Annotated in this window: 16 protein-coding genes; 5 read left to right on the top strand and 11 right to left on the bottom strand. The window is 48.6% G+C overall.

Going from position 1 to position 12931, the window contains the following annotated elements; all coding sequences use genetic code 11:
* Window positions 1-38: 38 nt before the first annotated feature.
* Window positions 39-257 (bottom strand): hypothetical protein, encoded by a 219-nt coding sequence (locus AC50X8_RS11870; protein WP_494879903.1) that lies wholly within the window; start codon window positions 255-257, stop codon window positions 39-41.
* A gap of 178 nt (window positions 258-435) precedes the next feature.
* Between AC50X8_RS11870 and AC50X8_RS11865 the strand changes: the two genes are divergently transcribed.
* Window positions 436-1422, top strand: coding sequence for a metal-dependent hydrolase (locus AC50X8_RS11865; RefSeq protein ID WP_056039224.1), 987 nt, complete (start codon window positions 436-438; stop codon window positions 1420-1422).
* Between the two features lie 159 nt (window positions 1423-1581).
* On the opposite strand, the gene AC50X8_RS11860 is transcribed toward AC50X8_RS11865, so the two are convergent.
* The gene (locus tag AC50X8_RS11860; RefSeq protein ID WP_056039221.1) at window positions 1582-1788 is read right to left on the bottom strand and encodes an alpha/beta-type small acid-soluble spore protein; all 207 of its coding nucleotides are present in this window, start codon (window positions 1786-1788) and stop codon (window positions 1582-1584) included.
* Window positions 1789-1925: 137 nt separating this feature from the next.
* On the opposite strand from AC50X8_RS11860, the gene AC50X8_RS11855 reads away from it, so the two are divergent.
* Window positions 1926-2108, top strand: coding sequence for a DUF5325 family protein (locus AC50X8_RS11855; RefSeq protein ID WP_046228554.1), 183 nt, complete (start codon window positions 1926-1928; stop codon window positions 2106-2108).
* On the opposite strand, the gene trpS is transcribed toward AC50X8_RS11855, so the two are convergent.
* Window positions 2105-3094: a tryptophan--tRNA ligase gene (gene trpS, locus AC50X8_RS11850; protein ID WP_056039218.1), complete on the bottom strand. Its 990-nt coding sequence runs from the start codon at window positions 3092-3094 to the stop codon at window positions 2105-2107. The two genes, AC50X8_RS11855 and trpS, sit on opposite strands and share 4 nt — an antisense overlap.
* Window positions 3095-3540: 446 nt before the next feature.
* Between trpS and AC50X8_RS11845 the strand changes: the two genes are divergently transcribed.
* Window positions 3541-4608 carry a permease gene (locus AC50X8_RS11845; RefSeq protein WP_056039214.1) on the top strand — a complete coding sequence of 356 codons (1068 nt, stop codon included), beginning with the start codon at window positions 3541-3543 and terminating at the stop codon, window positions 4606-4608.
* Entirely contained in the window at window positions 4605-5507 is a 903-nt protein-coding gene (locus AC50X8_RS11840) for a TIGR03943 family putative permease subunit (RefSeq protein WP_494879901.1), read from the top strand. Before AC50X8_RS11845 ends, AC50X8_RS11840 begins: the two co-directional genes overlap by 4 nt.
* 123 nt (window positions 5508-5630) lie before the next feature.
* Here the strand turns inward: AC50X8_RS11840 and AC50X8_RS11835 are convergent, their stop codons facing one another.
* The 3 genes from AC50X8_RS11835 to AC50X8_RS11825 form a co-directional block, all read right to left on the bottom strand.
* Entirely contained in the window at window positions 5631-6050 is a 420-nt protein-coding gene (locus tag AC50X8_RS11835) for a hypothetical protein (RefSeq protein ID WP_056039207.1), read from the bottom strand.
* A 201-nt stretch (window positions 6051-6251) separates the two neighbouring features.
* Window positions 6252-7055, bottom strand: a complete 804-nt coding sequence (locus AC50X8_RS11830) for a (2Fe-2S)-binding protein (protein WP_494859633.1) — start codon at window positions 7053-7055, stop codon at window positions 6252-6254.
* Window positions 7048-8022: an alpha/beta fold hydrolase gene (locus tag AC50X8_RS11825; protein WP_494879899.1), complete on the bottom strand. Its 975-nt coding sequence runs from the start codon at window positions 8020-8022 to the stop codon at window positions 7048-7050. Before AC50X8_RS11825 ends, AC50X8_RS11830 begins: the two co-directional genes overlap by 8 nt.
* Before the next feature lie 141 nt (window positions 8023-8163).
* Here AC50X8_RS11825 and AC50X8_RS11820 point away from each other — a divergent pair, with 141 nt between their 5' ends.
* Window positions 8164-9015, top strand: coding sequence for a polysaccharide deacetylase family protein (locus AC50X8_RS11820; protein WP_494879897.1), 852 nt, complete (start codon window positions 8164-8166; stop codon window positions 9013-9015).
* Window positions 9016-9145: 130 nt separating this feature from the next.
* Here AC50X8_RS11820 and AC50X8_RS11815 read toward each other — a convergent pair whose 3' ends face one another.
* The 5 genes from AC50X8_RS11815 to AC50X8_RS11795 all read right to left on the bottom strand — a co-directional run bounded on the left by AC50X8_RS11815 (window position 9146) and on the right by AC50X8_RS11795 (window position 12920).
* On the bottom strand, window positions 9146-9841 hold the full coding sequence (locus AC50X8_RS11815; protein WP_494879895.1) for a 3D domain-containing protein: 696 nt from the start codon (window positions 9839-9841) through the stop codon (window positions 9146-9148).
* Between the two features lie 108 nt (window positions 9842-9949).
* Entirely contained in the window at window positions 9950-10732 is a 783-nt protein-coding gene (locus tag AC50X8_RS11810) for a CAP domain-containing protein (RefSeq protein ID WP_056039190.1), read from the bottom strand.
* A 366-nt stretch (window positions 10733-11098) separates the two neighbouring features.
* The gene (locus tag AC50X8_RS11805; protein WP_494879893.1) at window positions 11099-12046 is read right to left on the bottom strand and encodes a DUF4097 family beta strand repeat-containing protein; all 948 of its coding nucleotides are present in this window, start codon (window positions 12044-12046) and stop codon (window positions 11099-11101) included.
* A complete protein-coding gene (locus AC50X8_RS11800) occupies window positions 12043-12603 on the bottom strand; it encodes an HAAS signaling domain-containing protein (RefSeq protein ID WP_056039184.1) in 561 nt (186 codons plus the stop codon). The genes AC50X8_RS11805 and AC50X8_RS11800 overlap by 4 nt, the downstream gene beginning before the upstream one ends.
* The gene (locus AC50X8_RS11795; RefSeq protein WP_046228543.1) at window positions 12600-12920 is read right to left on the bottom strand and encodes a PadR family transcriptional regulator; all 321 of its coding nucleotides are present in this window, start codon (window positions 12918-12920) and stop codon (window positions 12600-12602) included. Before AC50X8_RS11795 ends, AC50X8_RS11800 begins: the two co-directional genes overlap by 4 nt.
* Window positions 12921-12931 lie beyond the last annotated feature (11 nt).

Raw genomic sequence — 12931 nt, 5'->3', positions numbered from 1 at the left:
GCCGCCGCTAATGGCAGTCATCTATTATCACGCTTCTTTTATTGCGGCGCAGCGACTGGCTTAAACGTCCACACATGCACCTTCGCTGCGCCTCCCGGCACCCAATCGGCCATCTGGCCCCAAGAAGAACGCTCATTCAGGCGTTCTTTTTTTATTTGCTCCGCCTCCTCTGCGCTTTCTGCCTGCCATACCTCAACGAATAAATCAGGCTGATCTGTTCCTTCATAAACACGGAGTTCGGCATTTGCTGCTTTCATTTGCTCTATATAATGTAAATACTCGATTTTGTTTTCGGATTTTATGCGATATTCCGCAAAGCAAATATACATCGTTACGTCCCCTTTTCATTTCCTAAACTCTCCTTCATAAATCAGCTTTCAGCCGTCGATACTACCGTATACGGACGCTTGAATGAAGATACAGGAGGTTGCTACCGTGGATACAGGAACACATCTAGTTATAGGCATTGGCCTTGCGGGCCTTGCCACCATTGACCCCGTTATTGCAGCTGATCAAACGCTGCATACGGCAGTCTTGATTGGAACGGTTGTTGGGTCGCAAGCACCTGACTCCGATACGCTGCTGCGGCTGAAGGGCAATGCCAGCTATATCCGCAATCATCGCGGCCTTTCCCACTCGATTCCAGCCATAGCCATTTGGACTGTCGTTATTACCGGATTATTGGAGCTATTTTATCGTGGCAGCCTGCCATGGCTCCATGTAGGAGGCTGGGTACTGCTTGCCGTATGCGTCCATGTGCTAAGCGATCTATTTAATGCATATGGCACACAAGCGATGCGGCCATTCACGGAAAAATGGATTTCATGGAACATTATACACATTTTTGACCCCGTAATCTTCATTACCCACATCATTGCTATTTTATTATGGGCAATCGGGGCCTTCAGCCCAACCATCATTTTTCCGATTCTTTATTTATTTACGGCCGCTTATTTTGTATGGCGGACGCTTGCCCAGCGGACAATCATGCGGAAGCTGCCTACGCTGGATAAAGAAAATCTTTCGGCAGACGGATATTTGCTCATTCCGACCGTATCGCTCAGCATATGGAATGTGGTCAAGCTGATGAAGGATGGCAGCTTCGCAGTTGGCGATTTGCGTAATAGCTCGCTCCGCTGGGTCGATCGGGTCAAATGCTCGGATCATCCCGCAGCTGCCAGGTCCAAAAGCGATCCCGCCATTCGCTCCTTCCTTTATTTAACCAAGTTTGCCTGTGCCGATGTTACTGAGCATGAGTGGGGCTATGAGGTGCGCTGGTCCGATGTCCGCTACAGGCATCGCAAGCAATACCCTTTTCTCGGCGTCTTATTAATGGACAAGGAGTACAAAACCTTAGGCTCTTACGTTGGCTGGCTAAGCGACGAACGGCTAATGAAGCGGCTGCGAATGAATACTTATTAACAGCCCAGTCTTTATGGGTTGACGGCGGAAAGCTCCTTCCTTCACAATAGAAGGAAAGAGCTTTCCTTTTTTTTGCGGCCGCATGTCAAATGGACAAAGAAGAAGCCCAGGGTTTCCCCTGAGCTCCTGTTTGTATTGCTTTGTGTATAGAAAAAACGATTAACGGTAACCGCCAGACAATTGTTGTTCGGCAATTTGAACTAGTTTTTTCGTAATATATCCACCCAACGAACCTGCATCGCGAGTAGAAATATTGCCGTAGTAACCGTCTGCCGGAAGTTGTACACCAAGCTCTTGAGCTGCTTCTAGTTTCAATTGATTCAGAGCTTGCGTTGCTTGTGGTACCACCAATGTGTTACTTGACATGAGGAATTTCTCCTTTCAGTATGGGCACTGTGATATGTTGCAAGCTTGCAAGCTTATTATGTGCACGAGTCAAGAAACTATTCGGATTTTCAAAAAAATATTATCGGGCGGTTACTGCCCTAGAGGAGACCCTCATTATGTCCAAGCCTTTATCGCTGCTTTTTGCCGTCGTTGCTGTACTTTTGATGAGCGCTACCGCCATTTCCATGAGCTATAATGCTTGGCTAGCCCTGCTATTTGCTGTCCTTACGTTATTTTCAATCGGCGCAGGCTTCATTGTGAAAGCGAGACTTAGACGGCTCAAGCAGCAAAACAACTAGCGCTTCGGCGCTAGGAAGCCCATTCTTTCTTTTACATCGGCTAGTGTACGATCTGCAATTTCCGCTGCTCGTTCAGCACCCTGCTTCAAAATATCATGGATTTCGCCCGAAGCGCGAATTTCTTGGTATCTCGTTTGCAGCGGCTCCAGCACGGAGACAACTTGCTCGGCCAACGCTTTTTTGAACGGTCCATAGCCTTGCCCTTCGTAACGCGCCTCAACCTCTTCAATCGTCAAGCCTGCACAATTGGCATAGATGCTCATGAGATTGCTGATTTCAGGCTTGCTGGCTACATCATATTTCACTTCTCGGCCAGAATCCGTTGTCGCACGGCTGATTTTTTTGCGAACGACATCTGGCGGATCAAGCAGGGCAATGAAGCTTCCGGCATTCGGATTGCTCTTGCTCATTTTTTTGCTGCCGTCGTCCAGTGACATAATGCGCGAGCCATGCTTCGGCATGTAAGGCTCTGGAATGGTGAAATATTCGCCGAAACGGTTATTGAATCTGCCCGCAAGATCGCGCGTCAGCTCCAAATGCTGCTTCTGATCGTCACCTACTGGAACTAGATCAGCGTTATACAGCAAAATATCCGCAGCCATCAAGGATGGGTATACGAACAGCCCTGCCGGAATCGACTCCTTGCCTTGGGACTTATCTTTAAACTGCGTCATGCGCTCCAGCTCGCCCATATAAGAAAGCGTTGTGAAAATCCATCCCAGCTCAGCATGTGACCGCACATGCGACTGGACGAAGATGCTCGCTTTCGCCGGATCGATGCCGGCAGCAATATAACAAGCGGCTACCGCTTCTGTCTGCTCGCGCAGCGCGGCTGGATCTGGCAGCTGCGTAGCAGCATGCAGGTCAACAATCATGAAGAAACATTGCTCGGAATGCTGCAATTTGACGAAGTTTTTCATCGCGCCAATGTAATTGCCTAGTGTCAGCTGACCGCTTGGCTGAATGCCTGATAATACTTTTTTCATCTTCAATCTTCCTCTCCAATTTAAAAATCAACGCAAAAAATCCCCCGCCGCAAGGGACGAGGGACCGTGGTGCCACCCTAATTCGCTATCCGCAGCCGCCATTATAGGGCGACTTAACAATCGGACTAGCCTTCAATATTCCATAACGGGGAATTTCCGGAGAAGCATCGGCAGCGCGAGTCGCTACGTTCCGCTTTCGGCTCGGGGGCCCATTCGGCTTCAGGCTTGCACCGGTTCACACCAACCACCGGCTCTCTGGACGCAATTTACCTGCACGTACTTGTTCCCGTCATCGCATTTACAATGATTATACAGCCCTAACAGCCAATGTCAAGCTGCAGGGCATCCGCTTTTGGCTCATAAAGTTGTCCTATTCTGCTTTTCGGGCGCATAAACTGTGATATAATCGTAATTATTACTATAAGAAAAGCGGGTGTGGTTTTTTTATGCCGATTATTAGATTTCGCTACATAACCGTGCTATTGGCGCTTGGCTGTGCCGGAATATTCGCCGTCCTTGCTTTTAATCGCCCATCAGCTTTCACCTTTCTCGATTATGCCCATGCCCAGTCGTTCAAAATTACATTTCTGAGCATTATTTTAGAGGCGATACCATTTATTCTGCTTGGCGTGCTGTTCTCCGGTCTGCTTCAAGTATTCGTGACAGATGAGATGATTCGTAAATTTACGCCTAAAAATCCCATTGCCGGTGTGCTGTTCGGCGGCTTGCTCGGGCTTGCTTTTCCGCTGTGCGAATGCGGCATGATTCCCGTCGTCAGGCGGCTTATCCGCAAAGGCATGCCCGCTTACATTGGCATTGTTTATTTGCTTGCCGGACCCGTCGTCAACCCGATTGTGTTCACGGCTACCTTTACCGCTTTTCGCTCAGCTCCGGAAATGGCCTATGCCCGCCTTATTCTTGCGTTTGCGGTAGCAGTCATTATTGGGCTGATTATGCATTTATTTATGCGCAAAAGCCCTCTTCGCGACGAACACACGCCGCAGCTTGCTGTACATTCCAGTCATGGAGATCATCACGGGCATCACACACATAAGCATGATCACAGCCACTCTCACGAACATCATCATCAGGAGCAACGAGGCAGTCTCGGCAGCCGATTGTCCGCCATGCTTGGACATGCTTCGGATGAATTTTTTGAGATGGGAAAATATTTAATTTTCGGCGCTCTGATTACTGCGGCAATTCAAACCATTATGGACAGAAGCGTACTTGCTTCTGTAGCTGATCAGCCTATGCTTTCTTATATAGCTATGATGGCCTTTGCCTTTATTTTATCAATTTGCTCTACATCGGATGCCTTTATCGCCGCTTCCTTCGGCAATGTGTTTACAAGCGGCCCGCTGCTTGCCTTTCTCGTATTTGGCCCGATGATTGATTTCAAAAATATGCTCATGCTGCTATCCGCTTTTCGGCTCAAAATTGTACTGGCGCTCGCCCTTCTCTGCTTCATTTTAATTGGGCTTGGCTCCTGGATTATGGAGGTATCGTTATGAAGCATCACCTGCTTAGAGCTTTCATTTTGACTGCATTTGCTCTACTTATCGTTTATTTATCCCGTTCCAATCAGCTCTCCTTGTATATTGCGCCAAGGATGGAGCTCTATGTAAAGCTGTCTGCTCTCGGATTGTATGCTGCAGCCATCCATCAGCTGTTTCTAGCCTTGAAAATACGGCGCCAGCAGCATCAGCATACGGCTGAATGCGGCTGTGTGCACGCTCCATCGCCATCCGTATTCAAAAACACGGTCATCTACAGCCTTTTTATTTTTCCGCTAGCGCTCGGCTTCCTCTCTCCTGCTGGTGCTTTGGGCAGTACGGCCGCATCGAAAAAGGGCGTAAGCTTTGCCGCTTCTACTACGGTTCAGCCGCTCGGCACCGAGCCTAGTCAGCTCGCCGTCTCCTTGCCTGAACCGCCTTCTTCCCTTGCACCGAAGCCGCTGACTTTGGAGGAGCGTTTCCCTTACGATGAATACACGAAGGCTCACGCCGAATACGGCATGAAGCTGTATCAGAAGCAGAAAATTGCCGTCCCGGAAACGACCTACATCGAGACGCTGACAACACTCGATTTGTATCGCGATAATTTTATGGACAAAACAATTGACATTAGCGGGTTTATTTACAAAGAGGATGACATGGGAGAACAGCGTTTTGCCGTTAGCCGTTTCGCCATGACCTGCTGCTCGGCGGATGCCGTGCCGTATGGATTAATGGTTCAAGTCAGCCATGCAGACGATTATAAGGATTTTGCCGCGGATGATTGGGTAAGCGTCTCGGGCAAGCTGATGACCTCCATGTATAACGGCAACGAAATATTGACCTTAAAGCTGAACACGATTAAACGTATTGAAGCGCCCGAGTCGCCTTATGTCTATGCGAATTTTGATTTTTAGCCATCCAGCATGCGAATAATATCAAAAGAAGCCTCCGGCTCATTCCGCTACACGAACAGCGGTTCCGGAGGCTTCTTCAAGCTATCGCCATCAGCTGCTTCAATTTCAGCGCTACACCCTGCTTTATTCGGCACCTGGGTACAGCTCGCGCAAATTCGATTGGCGCGGCTGCTTGTAGCGGTAGCTCCAGTTCGACGTATTGTAATTTGACTCATAGCAGACGCTTGCCGACCATGATCCCGCCCCTTGCTTTACGGCAAAATCGTACATAATCTCGCCATGCGTCCAATTGCGTCTATATTTAAGGCCTTCGATCGCCATCTTTCTGAAATCCTGCACCTGCTTAGCGGTCATGCCTGAGTTCAACTTTTCAAATTGGCCGTTTCTCGTCTCTAGAGGATTATGCCTCATGCCAAATTTCCCAACCGCATTGTTGCGGATATGTATACATACCGTTCCTGCAATCGCATTCATTAATTCCTCTTCCAATTGCCGAAATACAAAATCAACTTGTCTTGCTAGTGACATTGATTCCAATTCCATACCCATACTCCTCCTGGTTGTAAAATAGTCATTATATATAAGCGTTTCCCTAAATATCTCTATATGTGTAGTTCTTGGGACTCATTATAGTTCAAAAATCATGAAGTTACAATAAGAAAATTCGCAATTTTCAGTTAATTAAATTTAACCAAAAAGATCATTGCGGGCCCTTTATGAAAGGGCAGCAATGATCCTTCAAAATCAAATTGTTCGATTCAGCTTTGCCCGATGCTCCATGCGGCGCTGAACCCGCTCCGTCTCGCTGCTGCGCGGACACGTATAGCAATAACGGCCGCCTTCAACTTTATAATAGTGGCAGCAGGCATATTTAATGCGCATCTGTTTCTCTGGGTCATCAATAGCTTCCGTATATTGGAATTTAACATCCAAAGGATTTCTTTTGCGATGAAAAATCGCAGGATCAAGCGCCTTCGCCGTTTTATACAGCGAGTCAATGGATTCCTTCACCGCTTCGCTTTCCGAGGAAGCCATGATGACGCCATACTCATATTCCAGCGAAGTGGGCAGCTGCCCCCATAACAAGCTTGCTTTGGCCGATCCAGCACGCTCTATGCTATGAAAAAACGGAGCGATCGTCTCATGAAAAAACGTTTCAAGCTGTGCACGCACCCATTCGCCAGCCGCCTCCTCCGTAGACGGAGATTGGAGCAGCTCAGCCTTATTTAACCTGAAATACACATTATAATAACCGTCCGCTTTGCACACATAAAGCGTCAAATTATCCAGCGACATATTTGGTGCCATACGGTATTTCGCCAGCATATAAATGAGGGCCAGCATCGGCCTGCGAAACCAGGAGGCTGCATAAACTTCAGCCACTATCTGCTCCTTCCCCATCACAAGCGGCTGGTATACGGCAAGCAGCTCCTCCATCACAGGCTGTTCAAGCAAGGCAGCAGCAGCACTTGTGTAAACCACTTCATCAGGCTCAACTACGCAAAGATTAAACCGCTCCTTTAACAGCCGATATATGTCTTCAGCCATTTGTTGAACCCGGAACGAAGAAATTCATAATTTGATCATGCAGTCCTGGCAAACCCTCGTGGCCAAAATCCGGATAAATTTCCACCCGCTTCGGTGACTGAATTTTATTATAGACCGCAAACTGGGTCGAAGGCGGGCAAATCGAATCACTGAGGCCTACGCCAAGCAGCACTTCTCCGCGAATCCGCTCCGCAAGAAATTGAATATCAATATAACCGAGCTTTGTAAAAATCTCTTCCTCGCGCTTATGCTGCGGATCGAAATGGCGGAAATACGTACGCAGTTCAGCATAGGCATCAATCGCCAAGTCCATCTCATACACGCGGCGATAGTCGCTGAGGAATGGATAAACAGGAGCAAGCTTCTTCACGCGCGGCTCCAGTGCGGCGCAAGCAATCGTGAGCGCACCGCCTTGCGACCAGCCCGTTGCATATACCTCATTTGCATCCACCTCTGGCAAATCCATGGCGATACGAGCGAGCTGTGCCGTGTCCAGAAAAATATGACGGAACAGCATATTATCCGCTTCGCCATCAAGCCCGCGAACAATATGCCCATTATGCGTCGTTCCTTTGACGCCGCCTGTATCCTCCGAGTAGCCGCCTTGTCCACGTACGTCCATCGCCAGCACCGAGTAGCCAAGCGATACGAAGCTCAGCTTATCTGCCCAGTCTCCTGAAGAACCCGAGTAGCCGTGGAACATAACGACTGCTGGGTGAGGCTGCTGAGAGCCTTGTCTAGGGCGAAGATATTTGGCATGAATTCTCGCGCCGCGCACCCCTGTAAAATACAGGTCAAAGCATTCCGCTGAAGCTGGCTGGAAAGCGCTCGGGACCATTTCAACATTCGCATCTGTTGCATTGAGCTCGGCAAGCGCGCGATCCCAATAAGCCTCGAAATCCGCTGGCTTTGGACTTCTGCCTTGATATTTATGTAATTCATGAACAGGCATATCTAATAGCGGCATTATTTCATCCTCCATCTTATCTTCTTATCCCGTTAATTTTAAGCCTGTGCCCTTCACTTGTAAAGCGGATGAAAGGCGTTATTTAGGGGAAAATAACGTTTATTCCGGCTGTTTGCCAGACCGAATGGAGGACGTCATGTAATGCTCCAACGCCTGAACAAATTGTTGATTTTGCTGCTGGTTATCGCCACCTTCCTGACATCTGCGGAAGAGCTGAACGCCAGCTCCAAGGCAAGCGTACAGACGGCGGCCATAACAGACAGCAGCGGCAGCCTTAGTCAGGCGGATAAAGCCAAAACAGGCAAAAAACGCCGCTCTGACAGCGTGTCATGGGTTAAGCTGCAGCAGCGCTATCCCGGCGCCTATTTTCTCAATGGGCCGCGGCATAAAAAAGAGGTCGCGTTAACCTTTGATGATGCTCCTGATCCGCGCTTTACCCCAGCAATACTGGATATATTGGCGAAGCATCACGTACAGGCAACTTTTTTTCTTGTAGGCACGCGAGCGGATAAACATCCCGAAATCGTAAAAAGAATTCATCGCGAAGGCCATATCATCGGCAACCACTCTTATAATCATGAGGTGATGTCGAAGCTTTCACCGAATGATTTTCACCGTCAAGTGTGGCGTACCGATACGATCATTAGTCGAATCATCCCGTATCATCCGCACTTTTTCCGGCCCCCCTATGGCGAGATGCAGCCTAGTCAAGTCGCTTGGGCCAAAAACAACGGCTATATTGTTGTGAATTGGGATGTTGATTCAGCGGATTGGAAAAACAATCCGACCAGCACGGCCATTTTACGGAATATGCATAAAACGCTGCGCTCAGGCTCCATCATCTTGCAGCATGCCGGCGGCGGCGTCAAGCAAAGCCTCTCTGGCACTATCGAGGCGCTTCCACAGCTCATTGCCTCCCTCCAGCAGAAGGGCTATCGCATCGTCACGCTGCCAGAGCTGCTCGAACAAAGTGCGGAGAGACACATCCGTTAGCCCTGTGTTGTAATTGCAATACAAACAAGCCCAGCGCTCCTCGGGTGCGAGGAACACTGGGCTTGTACATAGGGTTATTGGAGTCAGCGTTAAACTAAATAACGCAACAGACCTATTTCAAAATAACGCTCTACTTTACCATATATACTTTAACGTCTTGAATGCCGAAGCTTTGAGCAGTGGCTGTGCTGCCAGGTACAAAAATATCGATGCGATTGCCTTTGATCGCTCCACCCATGTCGTTTGCTACAGCAATCATGCCGCCATCAGGCAATCCATCATAATCGTAGCCTGTCACATAAAGCTTCGTTCCAAGCGGAATAACCGAGGAATCTACCGCCACTGTTCCTACTTTAAGCGGATTGCCAAAATAATCGACGGCGCCCCATTTTCCATTTTCCGACGCTGCCGCTGTGTAAGCGGTCGCTTTTACATTCAGCTGCTTGCTGAACGTATAGCTGTTGCCGTTGCTTGCAATAATGCTTTTTGCAGATAGGCTTTCAGCCTTAATCGTTGCTGCTGCTTTTGGCTGCGCCTGAGCGCTTGCTTTAGCTGCATTGTCGGCATTTTCCGCTGCCTTGGCATTCGTTTTCACCGCTGCTGCTGCAACTGGAACATTTAATTTCATGCCTACCATTATGTTCAGCGGATTAATTTTGGAATTAGCTGCAAGCAGTTCATCTAAATCGACCTTATACTGCTGGGAGAGCTTCCAGAACGTATCGCCTTCTGCCGCTTTATGTGTTTGGGTTGCCGCGTTAGCGGGAACTGCTGCCAGCGCGCAGGAAAGCACGAGAGCAGCAGCTGAAATACTTAGTTTTTTCATCACAAATATCCTCCAAAATCGATTAAGTCCATAGTTTACTAAGCCGCGCGGGCAAGGAGCTGCGCGGCGTGAAAGATTTAGCTAACGATCGCCTGTTTCTGTTCACTTCTAGTTCGTAAATTCTTGTACCCATTGGCCGTTGTAGTAGCCAACACCGATTTTGCCGAAGTTTTTGCTCAAAATATTTTCACGGTGACCTGTGCTGTTCATCCATGCTGTCATTACTTCAGACGGGTTGCGTTGTCCGGCAGCAATGTTCTCGCCAGCGTAAGAGTAGCTAACACCGAAGCTCTTCATCATATCAAACGGCGATCCATAAGTTGGGGACGTATGGCTGAAATATTTGTTGTCCGCCATATCCTTCGCTTTGGCTACCGCGACTTTTGTCAGCAGCGCATCGACCGTCAAAGCTGGAAGACCAGCGCTTGCACGCTCTTGGTTTACGATTTTGACGACTTCGCTTTGATAAGCGCTTTGATCGACAGTTGTACCGCTGCCCGAATTCGAAGAACCAGAGCCTGTTCCTGTCGTTGGCTTCGTGCTGCCAGTGGAACCAGAGCCTGTGCTTGGCTTAGTCGTGCCTGTGCTTGGCTTCGTTGTGCCTGTGCTTGGCTTAGTCGTGCCTGTGCTTGGTTTGCTTGTACCAGTACCCGTTGGCGTTCCGTTAGGGAAGCTGATTGTAATGCCGTTAAAATTAATTTTGCTCAAATCAATTCCGTATTGCTCCGCAATTTGCTTCAACAAGTCTTGGTCAATGCTATAAGCCGTAATCTTGGAGTTCGCCTTCACTGCTGGTGCTGCTCCCACCGTCGATGGTGCTGCTACGCCTGCTCCGATTAATGCGGCTGCGGCTACGGCAGCGACACCTACTTTAAATGGTTGCTTCTTCATTATGAAATCTCCTCCTCGAAGTTGTGTGTAATTTGTGTGTGCCGGTCATCCCGACGCAAACTATCGTAACATGGCATTTGGGCGGTTACACGGCTCAAAAAATGGTAAAACAAGCGTTTTTCACGCGAAATAAACCGTTTTCAGACGTTTATGAGAATCATCTCACTTTGGAAATCCGGGTGAAAGAATAGCCGCAACTGCCTTTTTTCACTCTTCGCCAGCTTGTCATCCAAATGAATGCTCCGCCATATTAGAATCCGCTCATAAACCCCTCATTTTCCAAGCGCAAACCGTTTAAAAAACAGAAAAAAGCCCCGCTGCGCTTGGCTTTGCGGGACTTTCAGCTTGCTGCTTATTTTGCACACGCTATTTGAGCGTAATATTGCCCGAGCTTGTTTTCAAATCAATTGAAAGGTCCGATCCAGTCCCAATTGTGCCAGCAAAGGAACGATCATCCTCTTTTTCCGTTTGAACATTGTCCCATTCGACCTTCTGGCTGCCGGATGTTGTTTTCAGCTTAATTTCGGCAGACTGTGGCGGCCGCTTAGCTTCAACGACGATATTGCCAGAGGTAACGTCAAGCTTCATGCTATGAGTAATGGTTTCCGATTCAACTCTTATTTTCCCACTGCTCGCTTGGCCATTCAGCTCTCCCGTACCATTAATAAAGCTTGCATTGCCGCTTGTCGTGTTGAATTCGACCGTTTCTGCCTTATAGTCTTCTATCTTGATGCTGCCGGAGCTGACATCCAGCTTCATGCTCTCACCAGTTACGCCAAGCAGCTCAATTTTTCCGCTTGTCGTTTCAAAATCCATCTCGTCCGCAGACAAATCCTCCCCCTTCACACGTCCTGATGAGGTTAGCATCGCCAAGGTGCGGCTGTTCATATCGGAGGCGCTGACGTTGCCACTGTTCGCCTTCAGCGTCACCTCATCCCATTGGCGCTCCGGCAGCTCTACCGTCAGCTTAAATGAAGAATAGTTGATACCGATGGTAAAACCCGTATTAAAGCTGCTTTTAATGACTAACCTGTCGCCATCCTGCTCCGTCTCAAGCTTTAGCTTGTTTAAATATTTCGAGCTTGCCCGGCCTTCCAAGTGTACAACAATCTTATCCGAGCTCCCTGGCACCACTTCTATATCCATCGAGCCAGCTTCTACCGTCAAGCTGCTTACGCCAGCTGCATCAACTGTTTTCTCCTGCGATACAGGCTTCGTTCCGAAGGACAGCAGCTCATCCCAGCTAAAAGAATATATCGCTCCGGCCAAGCCGATTCCAATTAATATAAGCGCAACTGCAATTGCCTTTCTCATTGTTTTTTCCCCCTGATGATTTTCGTATTAAACTTCAAATATTTAATCGTTGCAGCGAAAAATCCTTTTGTCAGAGCATTAACGCCTATGCCCAGCAAAATGCTCAATCCAATGCAGACGAGCCCAATAGAGGCTGCTTGGGTTAGTGTAAACATGCCGCTCCACGTGCTCTCCAGCACCGTTGTGACGCCTGCCAATCCAAGCGCTAGAGTAGTCGCCCATAGGGCAATAAGCACGCCAACTGCAGCCGCATAAGGCCCCAGTACAAATACGATATTGAAAAATCCCAAGCTCACTGTTGCAAGCACCGCCTTAGACGTATTGCCGAAGCTTTTCTTCGCTTCAGCCCGTTGTACTTTATAACCAAGCAGCAGTTCGCTCGCAATCTGCCTTGGGTCGCCTAGCTCCAATGCAGCCTCATGCTCGCTCTGCCCATTTTCTTCTGCCTGCTGAAAATGACTGTAATAATCGAACAGCCACTCGCGGCGCTGCTTATCCGGCACTTTCGCGAGCAGCCTCTCCAGCTCGCTCATATAATTGTGTTTCGTCATCATCATGGACGGATTCCTTCCTCAATAATTTCATTTACGGCTGTCGAGAAGCTCGACCATTCATGAATGAGCCCTCGCATATGCTGCCAGCCCGCCTCCGTCAGTTGATAATATTTCCGCGGAGGTCCTTCATTCGATTCTTTAAGGTAAGTCGAGAAGTAGCCTTCCAGCGTTAGGCGATTGAGCAGCGGGTATACACTCCCAACGGCCACCTCGAATTTGGACGATATTTTCACTGCCAGTTCATATCCGTAACGGTCTCCCTCAGACGTCAAGACGAGAACGCATAGCTCCAGCACACCTTTCTTGAACTGCACATTCATACACGACGCTC

The sequence above is a fragment of the Paenibacillus sp. JT22N15 genome (genome assembly GCF_059383755.1).
The sequence above is the reverse complement of the archived record's forward strand: the minus strand, read 5'-3'. Positions and strand labels throughout refer to the sequence as shown.

Excerpts from the sequence above, each read along its gene's own strand:
- AC50X8_RS11810 (WP_056039190.1), bottom strand. The coding sequence starts at position 10,732 with ATGAAGAAGCAACCATTTAAAGTAGGTGTCGCTGCCGTAGCCGCAGCC.
- AC50X8_RS11830 (WP_494859633.1), bottom strand. The coding sequence starts at position 7,055 with ATGGCTGAAGACATATATCGGCTGTTAAAGGAGCGGTTTAATCTTTGC.
- AC50X8_RS11860 (WP_056039221.1), bottom strand. The coding sequence starts at position 1,788 with ATGTCAAGTAACACATTGGTGGTACCACAAGCAACGCAAGCTCTGAAT.
- AC50X8_RS11800 (WP_056039184.1), bottom strand. The coding sequence starts at position 12,603 with ATGATGATGACGAAACACAATTATATGAGCGAGCTGGAGAGGCTGCTC.
- AC50X8_RS11855 (WP_046228554.1), top strand. The coding sequence starts at position 1,926 with ATGTCCAAGCCTTTATCGCTGCTTTTTGCCGTCGTTGCTGTACTTTTG.
- AC50X8_RS11870 (WP_494879903.1), bottom strand. The coding sequence starts at position 257 with ATGAAAGCAGCAAATGCCGAACTCCGTGTTTATGAAGGAACAGATCAG.
- AC50X8_RS11820 (WP_494879897.1), top strand. The coding sequence starts at position 8,164 with ATGCTCCAACGCCTGAACAAATTGTTGATTTTGCTGCTGGTTATCGCC.
- AC50X8_RS11805 (WP_494879893.1), bottom strand. The coding sequence starts at position 12,046 with ATGAGAAAGGCAATTGCAGTTGCGCTTATATTAATTGGAATCGGCTTG.
- AC50X8_RS11845 (WP_056039214.1), top strand. The coding sequence starts at position 3,541 with ATGCCGATTATTAGATTTCGCTACATAACCGTGCTATTGGCGCTTGGC.
- trpS (WP_056039218.1), bottom strand. The coding sequence starts at position 3,094 with ATGAAAAAAGTATTATCAGGCATTCAGCCAAGCGGTCAGCTGACACTA.
- AC50X8_RS11795 (WP_046228543.1), bottom strand. The coding sequence starts at position 12,920 with ATGAATGTGCAGTTCAAGAAAGGTGTGCTGGAGCTATGCGTTCTCGTC.
- AC50X8_RS11840 (WP_494879901.1), top strand. The coding sequence starts at position 4,605 with ATGAAGCATCACCTGCTTAGAGCTTTCATTTTGACTGCATTTGCTCTA.
- AC50X8_RS11825 (WP_494879899.1), bottom strand. The coding sequence starts at position 8,022 with ATGCCGCTATTAGATATGCCTGTTCATGAATTACATAAATATCAAGGC.
- AC50X8_RS11815 (WP_494879895.1), bottom strand. The coding sequence starts at position 9,841 with ATGAAAAAACTAAGTATTTCAGCTGCTGCTCTCGTGCTTTCCTGCGCG.
- AC50X8_RS11835 (WP_056039207.1), bottom strand. The coding sequence starts at position 6,050 with ATGGAATTGGAATCAATGTCACTAGCAAGACAAGTTGATTTTGTATTT.